The following is a 20,173-nucleotide window of genomic DNA, read 5'->3' as shown; positions in this document are numbered from 1 at the left end:
GTAAGCATGTACCAGATAAAACTTAGGCTGGTACATGCTCATTAGGCTTTATTGACCTTTAATTTCAGCGCGACCGCCGTAACTAACTGAGTCACCTAAAGCTTCTTCAATGCGAAGCAATTGGTTGTACTTAGCCACACGATCAGAGCGGCATAGTGAACCCGTTTTGATTTGACCAGCAGCTGTACCCACCGCTAAATCAGCGATAGTTGCATCTTCAGTCTCGCCACTACGGTGAGAGATAACAGCAGTGAAACCTGCATCTTTTGCCATCTTAATTGCATCTAATGTCTCGGAAAGTGAACCAATTTGGTTAAACTTAATGAGGATAGAGTTACCTACACCATTGTCGATACCGCGTTTTAAAATTTTAGTATTGGTTACGAACAAGTCATCACCAACTAGTTGAATTTTATCGCCAATTTTACCAGTTAGGTAAGCCCAACCATCCCAATCGCTTTCATCCAAACCATCTTCAATTGAGATAATTGGATATTTAGCTGATAGGTCCGCTAGGTAATCACTGAACTCTTCTGAGTTAAAGATTTTACCTTCACCTTTCATATTGTACTGACCATCTACGTAAAACTCAGATGATGCACAATCAAGGGCAAGAGTAACGTCCTTATCCATCACATAACCAGCACTTTCAACGGCTTGAATGATAACTTTAAGAGCTTCTTCGTTAGAGCTCAAATTCGGAGCAAAGCCACCTTCGTCGCCAACTGCAGTACTTAAACCTTTTGCAGACAATACTTTTTTCAAGCTGTGGAAGATTTCAGCACCCATGCGTAGCGCTTCACGGAAGTTAGGTGCGCCTACAGGCTGAACCATAAATTCTTGAATATCGACGTTGTTATCAGCATGTTCACCACCGTTGATGATATTCATCATTGGAACCGGCATTGAATATTGTCCTGGTGTACCGTTAAGTTCTGAAATATGTTGATATAACGGTATTTTCTTCTCCATAGCCGCAGCTTTTGCCACTGCTAGAGAAACCGCCAAAATGGCGTTAGCACCAAATTGTTCTTTATTTTCGGTGCCGTCTAAATCGATCATGATTTGATCAACTGCACGTTGGTCTAGCGCATCTTTGCCTAGCAAAGATGTTTGAATATCACCGTTTACTGCTGCTACGGCTTTTAAAACGCCTTTTCCTAGATATCTAGATTTGTCACCATCGCGCAATTCCAAAGCTTCGCGAGAACCAGTAGATGCACCAGATGGAGCGCATGCTCTGCCCCAGGCACCACTTTCTAAATATACGTCTGCCTCTACAGTTGGGTTACCACGCGAGTCCATTACCTCACGGCCAATAATCTTGCTGATTTTTGCCATTTTTGTTGCCTTATAAAAATGTTTAATTTACGTTCTAAGCACACGCACAATATAACCCCCAATGGGGCTATATTTTATGATTATGCGAATAGGCGCTTGATTTTTCTTTAATTATTATTTTTATGGTATTCACCAGCGGCGTGCACAAACCCAGTAAATAATGGGTGGCCGTCACGGGGTGTAGAGTTAAATTCAGGGTGAAATTGGCCAGCTATAAACCATGGGTGGTTAGGCAATTCAATTACCTCCACCAAACGTTTATCAGTTGATAAACCAGATACAACCAATCCTGACGCTTCGATTTCGCTACGTAGGTTGTTGTTCACTTCATAACGGTGTCTATGGCGCTCATAAATTTCTGTATTACCATAGGTCTGCTGAACCTTTGTATCTGGAATCAAATGACACAATTGACTACCCAGACGCATTGTACCACCAAGATCAGAACTTTCATCTCTGACCTCTGTGCTACCGTCAGTTTCCTGCCACTCAGTGATCAAACCCACCACTGGGAAAGGCGTTTCTGGATTAAATTCGGTGCTGTTAGCATCGGCCATGCCAGTCACATTTCTAGCATATTCGATTAACGCCACCTGCATACCTAAACATATGCCTAAATAAGGTATTTTGTTTTCGCGTGCATATTTCGCCGCGGCAATTTTACCTTCAATTCCTCGTTCACCAAACCCGCCAGGGACCAGAATAGCGTCAAGATCTTGTAACACAGCTTCGCCCTTGCTTTCAATGTCTTGCGAATCGATATAACGGATATTAACTGATAAGCGGTTTTTAAGGCCGGCATGTTTTAACGCTTCGTTAACTGATTTATAAGCATCGGGTAATTCTACGTATTTACCAATCATTCCAATGTTTACTTCGCCAGTTGGATTTGATTCTGCGTATAAAACCTGTTCCCATTCAGTTAAATCAGCTTCAGGGCAGTCCAAACCAAAACGTTTAACCACTAACTCATCCATTCCTTGGGCTTTTAATCCCGCTGGAATTCGATAAATACTATCAACATCTTTAAGGCCAATAACTGCTTTATCGGGGACGTTCGTGAACAATGCGATCTTTTGACGTTCGTTTGAGGGAAGGGCGCTTTCTGAACGGCAAACCAGAATATCCGGTTGGATACCGATAGAACGTAATTCTTTAACTGAATGCTGAGTGGGTTTCGTTTTCACCTCTCCAGAAGCGGCCATATAAGGAACTAGTGTTAGGTGCATGTACATTGCGCGCTCGCGACCAAGCTCTGCTCCCAATTGACGAATTGCTTCGAGAAACGGTTGTGATTCAATATCACCAACAGTGCCACCAATTTCAACAATCGCGACATCTACCCCTTCGGCACCTTCGATTACGCGGCGCTTTATTTCATTAGTAATATGTGGAATAACCTGAATAGTTGCACCAAGATAATCACCGCGTCTTTCACGTTTTAACACTTCTTCGTAAACGCGACCTGTAGTGAAGTTATTGCGCTTAGTCATGCGGGTGCGAATAAAGCGCTCGTAATGACCTAAATCTAAATCTGTTTCTGCACCGTCATCGGTAACAAATACTTCGCCGTGTTGGATGGGGCTCATGGTGCCCGGATCCACGTTAATATATGGGTCCAATTTGAGCATCGTAACTTTCAATCCTCTAGCTTCGAGGATTGCAGCTAACGAAGCTGCGGCAATACCTTTTCCAAGTGATGAAACGACACCACCTGTGACGAAAATATAATGTGTCATGTGTAACCTAAGACGTTTGGAGTTGAATAAGAATACTTGACCAAGGGACCGATAAATTTTCGGCGTATGGACGGCTCAACAGTATACGGAAAGCTGCCTGTCCATACAACGAACTTTTTCATTTAAGCGCGACAAATTTTGATATGAAATAATCTAAATCTATAAGCCGCGAATAACTATCAAATACTTAGGATTGGTTACTGATTTCTTTCAATGAATAAAGTAGTGCCAATGCTTCTTTAGGCGTCAATTCATCGGGGTCAATTTGCTTTAATTTAATCCGTAACTCATCTACAGAATCCAATAAGTCTAATTGCTGTGAGTGATTACTTACTGTTAGTTCATCAACTTCTATATTTGGTTGTTTCTCCAAAATTGCGAGTTTCGCTTTGGCTGAGCGAATAACACTTTTGGGCACACCTGCTAATTGCGCTACTTGCAAACCGTAACTGCGGTTGGCAGGTCCTTCTTGTACTGCATGCATAAAACGAATTTCGTCGTTGTGTTCAACAGCATCAAGATGCACATTGGCCAGGGAATCGAGTTCTGCAGCTAATTTTGTTAACTCAAAGTAATGGGTGGCAAAAAGTGTGTAGGCGTTAATTTGTGAGGCGAGGTATTCGGCGCATGCCCAAGCTAACGACAGGCCATCATAAGTGCTGGTACCGCGACCAATTTCGTCCATCAACACTAAACTGTTAGCCGTTGCATTGTTTAAAATATTAGCGGTTTCGGTCATCTCAACCATGAAGGTCGAACGGCCGGAAGCGAGATCATCTGAAGCACCAATACGGGTGAAAATTCTATCTATCGGGCCGATTACTGCTTGCTGTGCCGGTACAAATGAGCCTATATAAGCCATAAGCACTATTAAAGCTGTTTGCCTCATATAGGTTGATTTACCACCCATATTAGGCCCCGTAATAATTAACATCCGTCTTGTTGGTGTCATGGCTAACGGGTTGGCGATAAAAGGGGTTTTCATAACATTTTCTACTACAGGGTGGCGACCTTGTTCGTAAAATATTCCCGTCTCTTCACTCATTTCAGGACAATGTAAGTCTAAGGCATCAGCTCTTTGTGCTAAATTACAAATTACGTCGAGTTCAGCTAATCCCATAGCGCATGCCATGAGTTCATTGAGTTGCGGTAGCAATAAATCAAACAACTGTTCATACAATTGTTTTTCTAAGGCTAATGCGCGTCCTTGACTGGTAAGGACTTTATCTTCGTGTTCCTTGAGCTCAGGAATGATATAACGCTCATTATTCTTGAGGGTTTGGCGGCGCACATAATCTGCAGGTACTTGATCCGCGTAACTGCGACTGACTTCAATATAGTATCCATGAACCTTGTTATAATTGACTTTTAGCGAGTGAATGCCGGTGCGTTCTTTTTCTCTGATTTCCAATTGCTCAAGGTAGTCTGTTGCACCTTTTGCTAAGTTTCGTAAATCATCTAACTCTTCATTGTAACCAGGAGCGATTACACCTCCATCACGGATTAATACCGGAGGGTTAACAATAATGGCTTTATTCAATAAGTCACTAAATTCAGGGAAGTTGTTGATATTTGTACTCAACGTCTGAAAATTTGAACCTAAATCGGCTAACTTGTTTTGAATTTCTGGCAGCATGTCAAATGCGTTGCTCAACCGAGAGAAATCTCTTGGTCGCGCTGAACGTAACGCCAACCTTGCTAAGCAGCGTTCCATATCGCCAACCGACTTCAGCATGTCGCGTAAGTCTTCGTATTCGCTTTGGTGTAAGGCTTGTATTTGTTGTTGACGGCTATTTATTACCTGCAAGTCGCGAATCGGGGTTTGAATCCAGCGTTTCAACAAGCGACTGCCCATTGGCGTGACAGTAAAATCTAAGATGCTCGCTAAAGTATGCTCAACGCCGCCAGACAAATTCAAGGTTAATTCTAGATTGCGACGAGTGGCAGCATCCATCAACACGGTATCGTTATGGTTTTGTAATTGTATTTTGCGTATGTGGGGCAGGGCAGAACGTTGCGTATCTTTAACATATTGAACAATACAACCTGCAGCGCATATGGCAATTTTTGCGTCTTGAATTCCAAAGCCATTTAGTTCAGTGGTACCAAATTGCTGATTCAGTTGATTGCTGGCGGTTTGAAAATCAAATTCCCAAACTGGACGGCGACGCAGTCCAGCTCGGTTGTCAATTAAGTGCAGGTGACTAAACCCTTCAGGGTAAAGTAATTCTGCCGGGTTACAGCGCTGTAATTCGGCTAAAAGCGCTTCTTCTCCAGACAATTCAGAAATACTAAAACGGCCACTTGTTATATCTAGAATAGCCACACCAAACACCTCTTTACGGGCAAAAACGGCGGCTAGTAAATTGTCTTGTTTATCTTCTAACAAGGCTTCATCAGTCACGGTTCCAGGGGTCACAATACGCTGTACTTGTCTTTCCACTGGGCCTTTGCTGGTCGCCGGATCTCCAACTTGTTCAACAATGGCCACTGACTGTCCCATTTTTACTAAACGGGCAAGGTAATTTTCAACTGCATGATAAGGCACGCCAGCCATAGGAATAGCATTACCACCAGATTTGCCTCTGGCAGTAAGAGAAATATCCAATAACTCGGATGCTTTTTTAGCGTCGTCAAAAAACAGCTCATAAAAATCCCCCATTCGATAAAACAAAAGAATGTCTGGATGCTCCGCCTTTATTGTTAAATATTGACGCATCATAGGGGTGTGACTATCTAGATCAGACTGTTTAACGCTATTACTCATTGAGGTTGCGATCTCTTTGCAGGTTGAGGTTATGTTCGGAATAAATAACTTAATCGAATTAAGGCAATTAAAAACAATTGGGCATTATAAGAAGTATGGGTTTTTTTTCTAGCAGTTGTTAGTACAATCTGCCAGATAAACATTGAAATGGAGCATATTTGCATTATGTTAACCGAATCTATAGAGCGGGTTTCCCAACAACTTGGACAACAGCTAAAAAGCAAAGGTTGGACGATTAGTAGCGCAGAGTCTTGTACAGGGGGCGGTGTCGCCTTTGCAATCACCAGTGTTGCGGGAAGCTCTGAGTGGTTTAAACAGTCTTTTGTTACCTATTCTAATGACGCTAAACAATCTTTATTAGGAGTGAGACAAGAAATCTTGATGTCATTTGGCGCAGTGTCTCAACAAACGGTTGAGCAGATGGCCTCTGGATGCGCACTAAAATCGCAAGCAGAAATTGGGGTTTCTATTAGTGGAATTGCAGGACCGGATGGGGGAACTGAAGATAAACCCGTTGGTTTAGTTTGGTTTGGTTTTTTTATCAACGGTGATATTTCTACTGAAAAGCAGATTTTTTCTGGGGATCGGCATCAAGTAAGACTTCAGGCCATTGAATTTGCATTGCAACAGACTAGCCAACGAATTAGCTAAGTCTAAACATGTATTTAGATAGTTACGCTGAATAACTTTGGATAGTATTTTTAACTTTCAAAAGCAGAAATTCGTAAAAAAAGTAAAACTGTACTTGTAACTGTATAATCATACAGTATACTTCTGGGCATAAACTTAACGTCAAGTTACTAATAAGTAAGTTCGTTGAACCCTTGTTTAATTTATCACGCTATTTTCGAAGGACATTCCGATGGACGATAATAAATCTCGCGCATTATCAGCTGCTCTAGGGCAGATTGAAAAACAATTTGGTAAAGGTGCAATTATGCGCCTCGGAGACAACCAAGCTTTAGATATTGAAGCTATTTCAACAGGTTCTTTGACGATTGATATCGCGTTGGGAATAGGCGGTCTTCCTTGTGGACGAGTCGTTGAGATATATGGTCCTGAATCATCAGGTAAAACAACGCTAACTTTGCAAGCTATTGCTGAAGCGCAAAAAATGGGTAAAACCTGTGCGTTTGTTGATGCAGAGCATGCCTTGGATCCTGTCTATGCAGGAAAGTTAGGGGTAAACATCGATGATCTTTTGGTTTCGCAGCCAGATACCGGTGAACAAGCATTGGAAATCTGCGATATGTTAGTTCGTTCTGGCGCAGTAGATGTTGTAGTCGTTGACTCAGTGGCAGCGTTAACGCCTAAAGCTGAGATCGAAGGTGATATGGGTGATTCTCATGTTGGTTTACAAGCACGTCTGATGTCACAAGCGCTACGTAAATTAACGGGTAACATTAAACGTTCAAATACTTTGGTAATCTTCATTAACCAAATTCGTATGAAAATTGGCGTTATGTTTGGTTCGCCCGAAACCACAACTGGTGGTAATGCACTTAAGTTCTATGCCTCTGTAAGACTAGATATTAGACGTATCGGTGCGATTAAAGACGGTGATGAAGTGGTTGGTAATGAAACCCGTGTGAAAGTTGTTAAAAACAAAGTCGCACCTCCATTTAAACAGGCTGAATTCCAAATTCTATATGGCCAAGGTATTTGTAAAGAAGCCGAACTTATTGATTTGGGTGTTAAGCAAAAGTTTGTTGAGAAGGCTGGAGCTTGGTATAGCTACAATGGCGAGCGTATCGGTCAAGGAAAAGCCAACGTGGTTAAGTATTTGAAAGAGCATACTGATATGGCTGACGATATCGAGAAGCGTCTGAGAGCAGAGTTGTTGCTGTCTAAAACAGTCAAACCAGAAGATCCTGTAGCTTCTGAGGATGTGTTGTAACCCTAACCTTATACACATCCCCTAAGCGTGAGTTCCCCGCTAATTTATTTAGCGGGGTTTTTTAATTTTCCTCCCTTTCAATATCCCAACAATGTAATCTTTCCAATTTTCGAGTAAATTTTTTACATTAGTAAAATAAAGCCTACTTAATTTTTATATTTCTGGCTTCTTGTCTCAATCATTTTGTTTTTTATTATTTTTATATCTATTTGATATTTATTAATAAAATCGATTTTTTATGGTGCTGTTTTAACTTCTACTAACTGTTTTTAAGAAATGGTGTGGTTTCTGCATTTACCTTAGTGCGTAACTCAACAACCAATGATTAACTTTGGTTATTTCTTTAAGTCATTAATAGGAGATTTTTATGAGTAATGAAGTAAAACAAGTGAACAAAGTAGCAGACGTGATTGAAGTGCTAAAAGCAGGCGCAGATTTTTATGAAGAAAGTATTGATAAAGCAACCCATGAGTCTGTAAAGCAAGTGTTTGCGAGAATGATGTTTGAGAAAAAAGCAGCAATCGAAGCACTTCAGCCTTTTGCGATTGCAGAGCAAGGTGAGAAAGAAACTGGTGAGTCCATCGCCGTCAATGTACGCAACATGTACACAAAATTGGTAGGTTTTTTATCTTTTGATAAAGAGCATACCTATATTAGTCAACTTGAAGAGGTTGAGGACAAGACACTCGAAGTAATCGACGAGGCACTTGCAGAAAAGCAGCCTGATACATGTACGTTAGCCCTTAGAGAAATTCGAGGCACTATGCAAGCTTGTCATGACGAGATGAAAGCCCTGCAGGAACTCACTGCTTAACCGATAACTTAATGATAGCTAGCCGCTCATTGAGCGGCTTCTAATATTATTATCAACTAACAACAAATGAATCAAGAGGTAAATTATGGATATCATTAGGCTAATATTGGCTATTCTTTTACCCCCAGTTGGGGTGTTTTTACAGGTGGGCTTTAGTGGCGCATTTTTCTTAAATATATTGCTTACAATCCTCGGCTATTTGCCAGGCATAATTCACGCTGTTTGGATTATCGCTAAACGATAGATTGAATCTGCAATAGAGTTAAGTCCGTGTTGCAAAATATAATCTTGCTAGCGGACTGCTCCTATTCCTCTCCCAGAATTCCCCCAATGTGTTAATCCCATTTATCTTTTATCACTAACTCTGTATAGAGAGGGAAATGATCAGAATCAATCGATGGCAGCCTTTTAATGTCAGCCAACATAAAATGTTGAGAATGAAAGAGGTGATCTAATGGCCATCTGATTATCGGGTAATCTGCATGAAAAGTGTTAAAGAAGCCGCGACCAATCCTTGGATCTTTTAATCCACTTAGTTTCCGAAAAGCTCTTGTGGTAGGTGACCAAGCTACGTCATTTAGATCTCCGGTGACTATTATTGGTTGTTTGGACGGCTCGACTTTATTGGCTATTAAAATGAGCTCTTTATCTCTGGGTTTTGCCGTGTCATTTTCAGTAGGTGAAGGCGGCGCTGGATGTAAAAAATGGAATTTAACTTTGACGCTTTCGGTAAATTTAATATGGCAATGAACAGAGGGAATATCTTTTTCAATTAATTCCAGTACCTCTAAATCCGATATTACGTGTTTGCTGTAAACGTGCATTCCGTAGAGGTTATCTAATGGTTTATTTACTCTGAAGGGAAAGTCGGCATGAATGGGTTCCATTGCGTCTTGCCACCATTTGTTGGTCTCTAACGTAACAACAATATCTGGCTCGTATTGACGGATTAAATCAATTAGTTTTTGTGCCGATCTGTTGGGCATTAAAACGTTTGCAGTAATGACTTTAATAGATACCTTGGATTCAGTTGATGAGCTATCAGCGTGCTCCACTTCTTTTGGATATAAAAATGTGTAAGGCAGAATCCAAATTGACTGATAAATTAAGCTCGCTAAATTAACTATCAGCAGAGTGTACATTAGGTAGTCTTCGGTTAAGTATAAAACCATTAGTACGTTGATGATTATCAAGCAAACGATCTGAACCCTAGGAAATTCCCAGCTGCGACATAACCAATGATTACTCGGCAACAAGGGTAGCAAGGTTATCGCTACTAAAAAGCAGCTTGAACAGATAAGACCTATTTCCAAGATAGTGCTCTCAAAGATGGATGTAATTGTTGCAAAGGATATCAGAACTATTTACAAGGTTAACCCTATTTTTCAATAGAGCATGTTAGATGCTTATTCTAACTATCTGTTTTTTAATGACTTAGTTCTTTAATTCTCGATGGCATAGTCGTTGCACTTTTAAAAGTACTATACGCCATTTATGGGGCGATAGCATTCTAACTTTAAAAGGAGAACAAGATGACGAACCAAACGCAATCGGCAGCAAAGATGGCTAACGAAACAACTGCTAAGTCGGAGACTCCAATCGCAGATAAAATGACTGATGCGCTTCATCATTCAGTTGATTCCTTAGCAAAACAAGCTGCTAAAACTGAAGAAAAAGTGAGACACTCAGCAAGCGCCTCAGCTGAAACTCTATCGGAAAAACAGCAACAAGCGCAGGATTACTGGAATTCATCTGCAGTGGGCAAATTCACTAAAGAAAATCCACTTGCCACCGCCGGTATTGCATTTGCCGCAGGTATGGCTCTCACTGCATTTTTGAAAAGAAAGTAAACTGACGATGGTTGATGGTAACGCTCACCATAATGAAGAGTCTACAGCGCCTAAAGATGACGCTGTAGATTTTTCGGACCTGCAGGCCTATTGGTCTAGAGTATGGGATGCGCAAAAAGAGCAAATTAGCAAAGCCAAGTCGTTGGCTGTTCAGGAGTTAACGCTATCAGGTAAAGCACTATTGCTTAGCGCAGTTTGTGTTTTGTTGCTGGTGGGGATCAGTTTAATCATTTGGACGACACTGCTACTGACACTTGGATATGGAGCACATGCCTTTGGCGTGCATTGGCTGATAGTTGCCTTGTCGTTAATTGTCATCAATGTATTAATGTTCTGGGTCATACATCGAATTTTCAAAAATGCGATTCGTTCAATTGGTTTATCAACCACGATCAAGACTTTATTTGAGCCTAGAAGTGAAAATTCATCCGCGCAAAACTATCCACTAAGACGAGAAAAATAAGGCGATTAACATGTTAGATTTATTAGCTAATCAAAAAGCCATCGTTGAAAACAAAGCTGAGCTGTATAAAGTGTCGAAAGACATCAAACGTCACGCTTTAGATAAGGCACAGGATCAATCTAAACAGTGGATTAGCTCACCTCGAGGTCTGTTGGCATCTTTTGTGGCTGGTTCTATTTATGAATTGCAATCCAGTTCAGACTCAAACTCCACTAGAACTATAATCAGTCTATTGTTACGAGCTATTTAGCCTTTCGCTTTTTTTACTATTAATTTAGCTCGTCAACCCCCGCATTTAAAATCTAAGTATAAATTACAAGCCAATAAGCAATTTTTTCTTATCTACGCGAACGCAATTTTATCAGGTGTTGTTTAAATCTGTTTTAATTGACTTAAGTTATTGTTTATATTGATAATATCTTTTTTATGAGATCTATTAATTGTCCTTTCATTTTGGTATCAAAACTGCAAAACAGTCTATAAGTTAAAAGTGCAGAGAATAGGATATCGCAATGAAAAAGTTAACGTTATTTTCGGTAATTATTGTGGCAATTTTAAGTTCGGCAATGGTGATTGGGCAAACCGAACCTGTACCTGAAACTAAACCTGATCCTGTGATTCATTTATTGAAAAATTTTGAGCAAAGGTTACAGAGAGTGGATAAAACGAAACAAGACCGCAATAGTCGACTGCGTCTCCAGCGTGCTGAATATTATTATTACTCTTCAAAACGCTTTCATCAATCAAATTGGCAAGCCCAAGCTTTGGATCATGCGCAAAGAGGCCTACGATTATTAGATTTAAGAGAAGGTAATATTCAAACTTCTTCAACTGGTTCAGCTTTGCTTAGCTCTGGATCATTCACACCGCAATCAGAAGCTGCATCAGCCAAAATATAGGTAAAAAGGTTACCAGGTTAGATAGCGGCGGCGCTTAGCGTTGATAGACTATTTACGGGCGTTGCAGATGCCATTGCTAATCGACCTCGCCAATGAGCTAAGGATTGTTCGCTTGCTGTTACGGCTTTAATCACATTCAACATTTGTATCGAGGCATCAGAGATACGCATACCCTTATTGGTAGTTGCTAGTACCAGACGCGTCATCTCCGGTTGTTCAATTTTTAACGTTTTGACTACCTTGCTTTCTTCTAAATGGTACATTGCTGAGGAAGGTAAAATCATTAAACCTTCACCTTGAATTACTTGCCTTAAACCTGTCATCAGTTGCCCTGAATAGGCTTTATTATGTTTTAAGGCAACGCCTGTGGTGAGTTCATAAGTGTTTATTAATTGTCCCAGTGCGTCTTTTAAACCAGGGGTTAATAGTTCAAATTGGCTCAACTCCCAAAAATTCACTGTATCTCGGTTAAGCAATTGTTGATAATTGGCAGCACTGTCATTACTGCCCACAACAAGATACATATATTCTTCAATAAGAGGATAGGTGGTCATGAAATTCTGATCAATTTCTTGCTCATAGGTTAAAGCAATATCGAGTTGATTGGTTTTGAGCCATTCTTTTACAGCGTATGAGGGCCCCGTGCTGATTTCTAATTTTATATGCGGATGGAAACGATTAATTTCAGCGATCAGCGGCATGGACAACACGTTACCGATAGAGGGTAGCATGCCCACCCGAACTGTACCTGAGCGATTACTTATTAACTGTTGTAGTTCAATTTTGGCGTCATTGATTGTTTTTGTGATGGTTTGAGCATGATTAACAAATATTTGCCCGGCTTGCGTTAGGGTTACTCCTCGAAAGCTGCGTTCAAGCAAAGCGGCGCCCATTTCTCTTTCCAAGTTTGCTAATTGCTGACTGATAGCTGGTTGAGCAATGTCTAATTCTCTGGCTGCTGCGGCAATACTACCTTTTTGCACTGTTATTAAAAAATACTCCAACTGTTTAGTATTCATTCAGCACATTGCTCCTAACACTATTACTCAATTGATTGAATTTCTTATTCTCCATTGCACTAATTTAGTTACATTCCATTTCGAAACTCATCTTTTGCACTATCTACTGTAATTGCTTGTAAATTAAGCATTTTTTATACCATTCTTATAATTATTAAAGCTTGAAATTGTAAATAATATGTTTTTTTGAACTTTTGGGAATATTTTTTTACGCACAAATGAATTCGTATCTTATTGATACTTATATGTAAATGTAGAGGCTCAATATTTTCCCTATAACCCTCAATAATCTTTTTTCTTCCGCGTCGCCAGTGCTTTTCTTAGTCTCTTGTGGGTTAGTTGATACGGCTAACAGGATAAACAAAATACTCTCTTGCCTGCAGTTGGTGCTTAGTTGATCACTTTAAGGGCAAACCCTTAGGTAATAACAAGTTTAGGTATTTTTTATCAAAACAAAAATAAAAACATAAGAACACGGACAACAAGTCACGGACGTAATACTGAGAACACATAATAATAAGGGAACACTCAATGAAATTAACCAAAATCAATACTGCCATATTAGCTGGTTTATCTGGTTGCGCTATTTCTCTGCTGAGTGCACCTTTAGCATTTGCGCAAGAAGCCGCAGCAGAAGACGATAATCTTGAGAAAATTGCGATAGTAGGTGCTCGAGGAGCGCCAAGAACTGTGACTAGTTCTCCAGTACCAGTGGATGTATTAAGTGCAGATGACTTAAATGCAGTAGCATTTTCGGATATGAATGATGTACTAAAAACCTTAGTGCCATCCTATTCGGTCTCTCGCCAACCTATTTCAGATGGTGGAACCTTTATCCGCCCAGCTCAATTGCGTGGTTTGCCTACCGACAAAACCTTAGTACTGGTGAATTCTAAACGACGCCACCGTGCTTCTTTAGTCTCTATTGGTGGTTCAGGTACGCAAGGGCCGGATTTGGCTACTATTCCAACTGCTGCCATTGCCAGTGTAGAGGTACTCCGTGATGGTGCTGCTGCGCAATACGGTTCTGACGCCATCGCTGGTGTAATCAATTTTCAGCTAAAAAATAACACCGAAGGTGGGATGTTTTCAGCCGAAATAGGACAATATTTTGAAGGTGATGGCGATCAATTAGTTATCGCTGGTAACAAAGGTTTTGCTCTTGGTGATGACGGTTTTCTAAGTATCTCTGCTGAGTACTCCGATTCAGAAGCTACGTTTAGAGGAACACAATATTGCGAATCTTGGTTCTGTGTAGACGATCAATCTGCCGAGTATATTGCCGCTGCAGAATTGCAAGGTCAAACAGTCCATGGTTCATCTCAAGTTCAACCTTGGGGACAGCCTAATTCAAGTGGCACTCGTATATTTGTTAACACAGGTTATTCACTTTCAGATGACGTTGAACTCTACGGATTCGGAAATTATTCCGAAAGTGAGGGAGACGGTGCATTCTTTTATCGTTATCCAGGTAATGGCACCATTGAAGATCTTCGTTTAGAAGATGGTTCAATATGGAGCCCAATCGAAATATTTCCTGGTGGATTCACACCACGTTTCTTCGGAGACGTAACTGACTACTCACTGCTTGGTGGTATTAAAGGTGTGAACGATGCTTTTACTTACGATATAAGTGCCCGCTATGGTTACAATGAAATTTCGTATACGTTAAGCAATACTATTAACCCATCAATGGGTAACTTATCACCTACGTCATTTAAACCGGGTGATTTAAGTAATGAAGAGACGCAAATTCAAGCTGACTTTACCTATGACCTGGCTGAATACGTTCTTGCTTTTGGTTTGAGTTATATGGATGAGTCATATGAAATCTCCGGTGGAGAAGAAGACTCCTATTTTGCGGGTCCTTACGCCTCCGCAGATCCATGGGATTTCTGTACAGATGATTATGTACCAACTGAAGCTGGTGAAGCTGTTATTGACAATGGTTCGACATTAGATTGTGCTAACTATACGACCAATGATGTAGATGGTGACGGTTTTGAAGACGACGGTATTGAAGGATTAGATCCGGTTTACCGTGTTGTTGGTGTAGGTTCTAATGGTTTCCCAGGTTACTCCCCTGAGTTCTCAGGCAAATACTCTCGTGATTCTTATGCTGCTTATGTGGATATTTCAGGTGATCTAACTGACAAACTATTTGCACAAGCTGCACTGCGTTATGAAGATTATTCTGATTTTGATTCCGAGCTAGTTTATAAAGTCGCTGCTATTTACCAATTTACCGACGAGTTTGCAGTTCGTAGTTCATACGGAACTGGTTTCAGAGCACCAACTCCAGGTCAGCAAGGTACAACCAATGTGTCTACACGCTTACCCAATGGGTTTCCGGTTGCGACAGGTTTGTTTCCAGCAGGTGGTTCGGTTGCCCAAGCACTTGGTGCTGAAGAGCTTCGTCCCGAGTTATCGACTAACTTTACATTGGGTTTGACCGCAGCAATTGGTGATTTCAGCTTAACTGTTGACTACTACCATATATTATTGGAAGACAGAGTGTATGCTGTTTCTACCATGGATGTGTCTACCGATCCGTCAACTGGTGATGATTATACTAACTATTTAAATCTGGCTGAAGCCGGCGTGGTGGGTGCTGAATCCATTGGTGGCGTTTTCTTCTTCCAGAATGCCTTCGATACAATAACCGAAGGTCTAGACGTAGTTGGTACCTACGCTTTGAAATCTGATTTCGGCGAAACTATGTTTACCGCTTCGATTAATTATAACTCTCAGGAGTTTGATTCAGATCCAAGTGATTACTTAAACGCTGAAGATCAGTTCGATTTTGAGAATGGTGTACCCGAAATGCGCGGAGTGTTCTCGATTAATCATAGTTACGAGGATTGGAGTTTAACCACGCGTTTCAGTTATTACGGTGAATATGAAAATGCGAACGATAGCTCTGATGATACTGAAATCCAGACTTTTGGTTCAGAGTTAATGGTTGATCTGGAAGGTACCTATCATATCAATGATATGTATACGGTTTCCTTGGGGGTTCGTAACATTTTCGACAACTATCCTGATGCTGCAACAATGGGAGATTCGTGTTGTGGACGCGTTTATCGCTCAGATTCAGTGGTTGATTGGCAGGGAGGTTACTACTACGCCAAGTTTATTGCTAATTTCTAAAACGTAAAACGTTTAGAACATAACAGAAATGGCAGAAGGGGCGAAAGCCCCCTGCTTGTTTTACGGGTTTATTTTTTATTGAGTTGAGTACATATTTTGATAACAATTTTTAGTGGAGCGATGTTGTGATGGAGATAGAGTTACTCTGGTTCGTTCTAACGTTATGTTGTGCCGGCGCTGTTGCTGGTATTACCGCCGGTTTATTTGGAAACGGTGGTGGTTTTGTTGTGGTGCCCGCTCTATTGGCGGTTTTTCCGTTTTTTACACCCAATTCTGAAGAATTGGTCAAGGTCGCTATCGGTACGTCGTTAGCTTCTATTGTTGTCTCTAGCGCTCGTTCAGTGATGGCACACCGTCGAAGAGGCGCCGTTGATTTTGAAGTGCTTAAGTCATGGTCAATATGGATTGTATTGGGTGTGCTAGGAGGTTTAGCTATTGCTAACCACACAAGCAGCGTTGGATTAACCATCGTTTTCGCTGCGGGTGTTTTGTTGTATTCAATTTATTTTCTGTTCCCTGATTTTGTAGTTCGTCCAGGTGTTTCGTTTTCCATGCCTTCAGGTATTGGCAAAGCCACTCTGGCATTCGTGTTGGGAGGATTTTCAGCGCTTTTAGGAATTGGTGGTGGAACACCTACTGTTATCACTATGGTGATGTGTAAACGCACTATTCAACAAGCAGTGGCGACCGCTGCAGGTGTGGGATGTTTAATTGGGTTACCTGGGGCCATCGGATTTTTATTTATGGAAAACACAAGCCCTGAAAGTATGCCAATTGGAACCGTAGGTTATATCAATTTACCTGCGCTTATTGCCATCAGTGTCGGTTCTATTCTAACCGCACCATTTGGCGCTTCAATGGCCCATAGTTTTAGTGAGAAAAAGCTTAAACGTCTGTTTGGTATTTATTTAGTGATTGTATCAACAGCCATGTTTATCAAAGTTTTGTCGTAGACACGTATTAAGAAAAAAGGAAAACAATAATGACTTATAATCCATCTAGACGCTTATTTTTAGGAGGCAGTATTGCTGCTTCTGCCGCCGGAGCTTCTGGTTTAATTGTGCCTGCTGGTTTGGCATCTGCTGCCACAAGTCCTGCACCAAAAGTGAGTTACGGACCTGCCGCTGGTATTGCCAAGTTGAATGCTAACGAAAATCCCTATGGCCCTAGCCCTGAAGCTCTGAAAGCTATTTCTCAAGCGAGTAGTCAAGGGGGGGCATATTACGCCTACAATGCCGGCATGTATTTACGTGACATGATTGCCGAAAATTACAATTTGAAACCAGGTAATATTTCGATTACTGCTGGGTCATCCTTGATTCTGGCCTTCGCCGCTTTGGCAGCAACCACAAAAGGGGTTATTTTGGGGCCAGATTTATTTTGGGACACAACCTCTAAAGCGCCAATCAGCCAAGGTGGTCCTGATATTCGTCGCGTTGCAAATACAGCTGACTTGGAGATTGACCTAGATGCCCTTTACGATGCTATCGATGATAACGTCGCTATGGTACATGTATGTAATCCCAATAACCCCACTGGGCGAATTCTTGATCCTATGAAACTCAAAGAGTTTTGTATTAAAGCATCTAAGAAAACCTTGGTGTTAGTTGATGAAGCCTATAATGAACTCATTGAAGATGGTCCTAAACATTCGATGATTCCACTTATTAACCAAGGCCACAATATTATTGTCGCCCGTACTTTTTCTAAAATTTACGGACTTGCAGGTATGCGCGTTGGTTACATGTTAGGCTCAGAAGAGAACATTGAATTTATCAATAGATATGGATTGGGTGGCTACTCTATCAATCAGGCTGGTTTAGCCGCAGCCATTGCCAGTTATCATGATGAAGGCTTCAAAACATTTTCCAGAGATAAAGTGATGGAAGCTAAAGGTATTATCCAGTCAGCGGTAAAAGCCAATGGTCTAACAGCTTTACCCTCAAGTACAAACTTCGTATTTGTTAACTTGGGTGAAAATGGCGATGCGAATGCATTTCGCAAAGCGATGGAAAAACAGAACGTGTTAATTCGAGGTCAATACCGTACCTATAAGCCTTGGTCGCGAGTCAGCACTGGCATTATCAAAGACGTACAAATGTATGCTGATGCTATGCCTAAAGCATTAGATGAAATGTATAAAATGATGAAATCTTAATCTCAGATAAACTGTTTTCAGTTAATCAAAAAGTTGCGGGTTTAAAGTAACCCCATTATTTGGATAACACCAATAATGGGGTTTTTTAATGTGTTAATGCGGCTAAACATTATAGCTAGCGTTAGATGAGCATTGCTCTAGCCGACTGAAAACTCGTTGGGCTAGAGCTTGAAACGTCACCGAATTAATATGAGTTAAGACTCTTAATGTTTTACGGTGTTGAGTGTCTGTGTTCAAACTTTGATTATGCTAAAACTAGTTTCAAGGCGTCAACACAAGCATCTGTCTCTGCAGGTGTTCCGATACTGATACGAGACCAAGTGTCATAACCAGGCCATGTTCTACCAACCACTTTTATACCGGCAGCCTTCATTTTTTCTGAAAACTGATCATGGGGCATACCTGTATCCATATAGATGAAATTCCCTTGGGGATTTTTAGCATATGGACGTCCTAGTTCTTGTGCGGCAGCTGTTAGCTTAGCGCGTTCTGTTTGAACACGTTTTCGCATGGTATTTAAATTTGCGTGGTCATCCATACTCGCCATACCGGCAACAAGTCCGAGATAGTTCACGCCGCCCATTCTTAACATGCGGCCAATTACTTTAGCTTGTTCCGCAGGCATGATGGCGTAACCTAAACGTTGACCGGCCATCGCATGTATTTTTGAGAATGTGCGACAAATAACCACGTTGTATCCGTCTGCTGCTAACTTTGATTGAACGTTTGCTGGATATGCATCTGACATTTCAATGTAGGCTTCATCGATGAAAACCTGAGCCTTTTGTGACACACGTTTTGCGAATTCGGTAAGCTTAACAGAATCTACGACACACCCAGTTGGGTTATTTGGGTTACAGATATAAACCGCTGTGGTGTCATCAGTGACTGCTGCTTCAATTGCGTCTAAATCGAAATTCATATCAGAGTCTAACGGCACGTAAGTAACCTCTGCGCCCATAAACTCTGCGCCACGAGGCACACCTTCATATGTCGCCATGGAAGTAACTAACTTGTTCCCGTTTTTGGTGATCCAGTCTGCGTATCCAAATAGGATAGGGGATGAGCCATTGGTAACAACGATCTGTTCTTCGGATACACCCTCTTGGGCTGCAATCTTCTTTTTCAGGACGTCGACTGTCGCATCAGCGTATCTGCCTAGATTGAACAACTCAGATTGCATGGCTTCCACTGCTTTAGCTGAAGGTCCAAATGCGTTTTCATTTGAGGATAATCTAATTAGGCCATCACTCACATTAGGCGTTGCGGATGGAAAGTGATCCGTTTTCATGCCTGCTGCATTTAGTTCTTTTACGCTTGAATCTACACACGCAGAAAGTGCTACCGCTCCCGTACCTAATCCAACGGATTTTAGCCATTTGCGGCGTGAAGAATCAATTATATTATTGTTTGTTATACCTTGTTTCATTTGCCACTCTGTCTAAAAGTTACTGGGATTTTAGATTAAATCCTACTGTTCTTTTTTGCAATGGTTAATGTTGGTTAAGTCGATGAAATTGATGAGGTTTTTTATCTTTTTAATGGTATGTTTTTTTGCTGTAAATTAAGTTAATTTAATGTTTCCTTCTTTACAAAATAACAACTTGGAACAACTTGGCAAGGAACAACTTGGACAGGCATAAAGGAACAACTTGGACAGGCATAAATGGAACAACTTGGACAGGCATAAAAACAACTTGGACAGGAAAACAACTTGGACAGGCATATGTTAGTTTCAGAAACAGTTGTAGCTATATTTTTAATCAAGCAATGTGAGTTATACAACTATTCGGAGGTTCAATCGCGTTAAATATAAGTGGAGATTAAGTTTCAAGTTAAAAAGTAGATACAGCGGAAAGTTGAAATAACCCATTACTATCGTGGGTTCTTATAACATGAATTTAGGTTTACTTAAGCCGGTTTTAAATTTAACAACCTAACTAATACTTGCTTGTCGACGTCGGCGTTTATATTTGTTGAGGGTATTGATTTGACCTGCGGCCACACTAAACGATGTTTCAAAACTTGAGAATAAACATTGCCAGGATTTTTCATCCAAACCAAGTCGTTGTAAAA

At 40.9% G+C, this 20,173-nt stretch carries 17 protein-coding genes; 11 read left to right on the top strand and 6 right to left on the bottom strand.

Annotated features, from left to right (window positions below):
• Positions 1 to 48 precede the first annotated feature (48 nt).
• The 3 genes from eno to mutS all read right to left on the bottom strand — a co-directional run bounded on the left by eno (position 49) and on the right by mutS (position 5,847).
• Positions 49 to 1,341: a phosphopyruvate hydratase gene (gene eno, locus KO530_RS02535; protein WP_216046830.1), complete on the bottom strand. Its 1,293-nt coding sequence runs from the start codon at positions 1,339 to 1,341 to the stop codon at positions 49 to 51.
• Between the two features lie 107 nt (positions 1,342 to 1,448).
• Positions 1,449 to 3,080, bottom strand: coding sequence for a CTP synthase (locus KO530_RS02530; protein ID WP_216046829.1), 1,632 nt, complete (start codon positions 3,078 to 3,080; stop codon positions 1,449 to 1,451).
• Between the two features lie 187 nt (positions 3,081 to 3,267).
• Entirely contained in the window at positions 3,268 to 5,847 is a 2,580-nt protein-coding gene (gene mutS, locus KO530_RS02525) for a DNA mismatch repair protein MutS (RefSeq protein WP_216046828.1), read from the bottom strand.
• 165 nt (positions 5,848 to 6,012) lie between these two features.
• Here mutS and KO530_RS02520 point away from each other — a divergent pair, with 165 nt between their 5' ends.
• The 4 genes from KO530_RS02520 to KO530_RS02505 all read left to right on the top strand — a co-directional run bounded on the left by KO530_RS02520 (position 6,013) and on the right by KO530_RS02505 (position 8,802).
• Positions 6,013 to 6,498, top strand: a complete 486-nt coding sequence (locus tag KO530_RS02520; RefSeq protein WP_216046827.1) for a CinA family protein — start codon at positions 6,013 to 6,015, stop codon at positions 6,496 to 6,498.
• 211 nt (positions 6,499 to 6,709) lie between these two features.
• Positions 6,710 to 7,744: a recombinase RecA gene (gene recA, locus KO530_RS02515; RefSeq protein WP_216046826.1), complete on the top strand. Its 1,035-nt coding sequence runs from the start codon at positions 6,710 to 6,712 to the stop codon at positions 7,742 to 7,744.
• A 367-nt stretch (positions 7,745 to 8,111) separates the two neighbouring features.
• Complete coding sequence (locus tag KO530_RS02510) at positions 8,112 to 8,558, top strand: PA2169 family four-helix-bundle protein (protein WP_216046825.1); 447 nt, start codon at positions 8,112 to 8,114, stop codon at positions 8,556 to 8,558.
• 85 nt (positions 8,559 to 8,643) lie between these two features.
• The gene (locus KO530_RS02505; protein WP_216046824.1) at positions 8,644 to 8,802 is read left to right on the top strand and encodes a YqaE/Pmp3 family membrane protein; all 159 of its coding nucleotides are present in this window, start codon (positions 8,644 to 8,646) and stop codon (positions 8,800 to 8,802) included.
• A gap of 91 nt (positions 8,803 to 8,893) precedes the next feature.
• Here KO530_RS02505 and KO530_RS02500 read toward each other — a convergent pair whose 3' ends face one another.
• On the bottom strand, positions 8,894 to 9,700 hold the full coding sequence (locus KO530_RS02500; protein ID WP_252728759.1) for an endonuclease/exonuclease/phosphatase family protein: 807 nt from the start codon (positions 9,698 to 9,700) through the stop codon (positions 8,894 to 8,896).
• 390 nt (positions 9,701 to 10,090) lie between these two features.
• Between KO530_RS02500 and KO530_RS02495 the strand changes: the two genes are divergently transcribed.
• The 4 genes from KO530_RS02495 (at position 10,091) to KO530_RS02480 (ending at position 11,770) form a co-directional block, all read left to right on the top strand.
• A complete protein-coding gene (locus KO530_RS02495) occupies positions 10,091 to 10,408 on the top strand; it encodes a DUF883 domain-containing protein (protein WP_216046822.1) in 318 nt (105 codons plus the stop codon).
• Between the two features lie 7 nt (positions 10,409 to 10,415).
• On the top strand, positions 10,416 to 10,871 hold the full coding sequence (locus KO530_RS02490; RefSeq protein ID WP_216046821.1) for a hypothetical protein: 456 nt from the start codon (positions 10,416 to 10,418) through the stop codon (positions 10,869 to 10,871).
• Between the two features lie 10 nt (positions 10,872 to 10,881).
• Positions 10,882 to 11,121 (top strand): hypothetical protein, encoded by a 240-nt coding sequence (locus KO530_RS02485; protein WP_216046820.1) that lies wholly within the window; start codon positions 10,882 to 10,884, stop codon positions 11,119 to 11,121.
• 262 nt (positions 11,122 to 11,383) lie between these two features.
• Positions 11,384 to 11,770, top strand: coding sequence for a hypothetical protein (locus tag KO530_RS02480; protein ID WP_216046819.1), 387 nt, complete (start codon positions 11,384 to 11,386; stop codon positions 11,768 to 11,770).
• A 17-nt stretch (positions 11,771 to 11,787) separates the two neighbouring features.
• On the opposite strand, the gene KO530_RS02475 is transcribed toward KO530_RS02480, so the two are convergent.
• A complete protein-coding gene (locus tag KO530_RS02475; RefSeq protein ID WP_216046818.1) occupies positions 11,788 to 12,789 on the bottom strand; it encodes a LysR family transcriptional regulator in 1,002 nt (333 codons plus the stop codon).
• Positions 12,790 to 13,320: 531 nt separating this feature from the next.
• On the opposite strand from KO530_RS02475, the gene KO530_RS02470 reads away from it, so the two are divergent.
• The 3 genes from KO530_RS02470 (at position 13,321) to KO530_RS02460 (ending at position 18,097) form a co-directional block, all read left to right on the top strand.
• The gene (locus KO530_RS02470; RefSeq protein ID WP_216046817.1) at positions 13,321 to 15,939 is read left to right on the top strand and encodes a TonB-dependent receptor plug domain-containing protein; all 2,619 of its coding nucleotides are present in this window, start codon (positions 13,321 to 13,323) and stop codon (positions 15,937 to 15,939) included.
• A gap of 128 nt (positions 15,940 to 16,067) precedes the next feature.
• Entirely contained in the window at positions 16,068 to 16,892 is an 825-nt protein-coding gene (locus tag KO530_RS02465) for a sulfite exporter TauE/SafE family protein (RefSeq protein WP_216046953.1), read from the top strand.
• A gap of 29 nt (positions 16,893 to 16,921) precedes the next feature.
• Entirely contained in the window at positions 16,922 to 18,097 is a 1,176-nt protein-coding gene (locus KO530_RS02460; RefSeq protein WP_216046816.1) for a pyridoxal phosphate-dependent aminotransferase, read from the top strand.
• Positions 18,098 to 18,341: 244 nt separating this feature from the next.
• On the opposite strand, the gene KO530_RS02455 is transcribed toward KO530_RS02460, so the two are convergent.
• The gene (locus KO530_RS02455; RefSeq protein WP_216046815.1) at positions 18,342 to 19,526 is read right to left on the bottom strand and encodes a pyridoxal phosphate-dependent aminotransferase; all 1,185 of its coding nucleotides are present in this window, start codon (positions 19,524 to 19,526) and stop codon (positions 18,342 to 18,344) included.
• Between the last annotated feature and the right edge of the window lie 647 nt (positions 19,527 to 20,173).

It is taken from the genome of Aliiglaciecola lipolytica, assembly GCF_018860635.1.
GTDB classification, from domain to species: domain Bacteria; phylum Pseudomonadota; class Gammaproteobacteria; order Enterobacterales; family Alteromonadaceae; genus Aliiglaciecola; species Aliiglaciecola lipolytica_A.
This window is presented reverse-complemented; position numbering and strand designations above follow the sequence as displayed.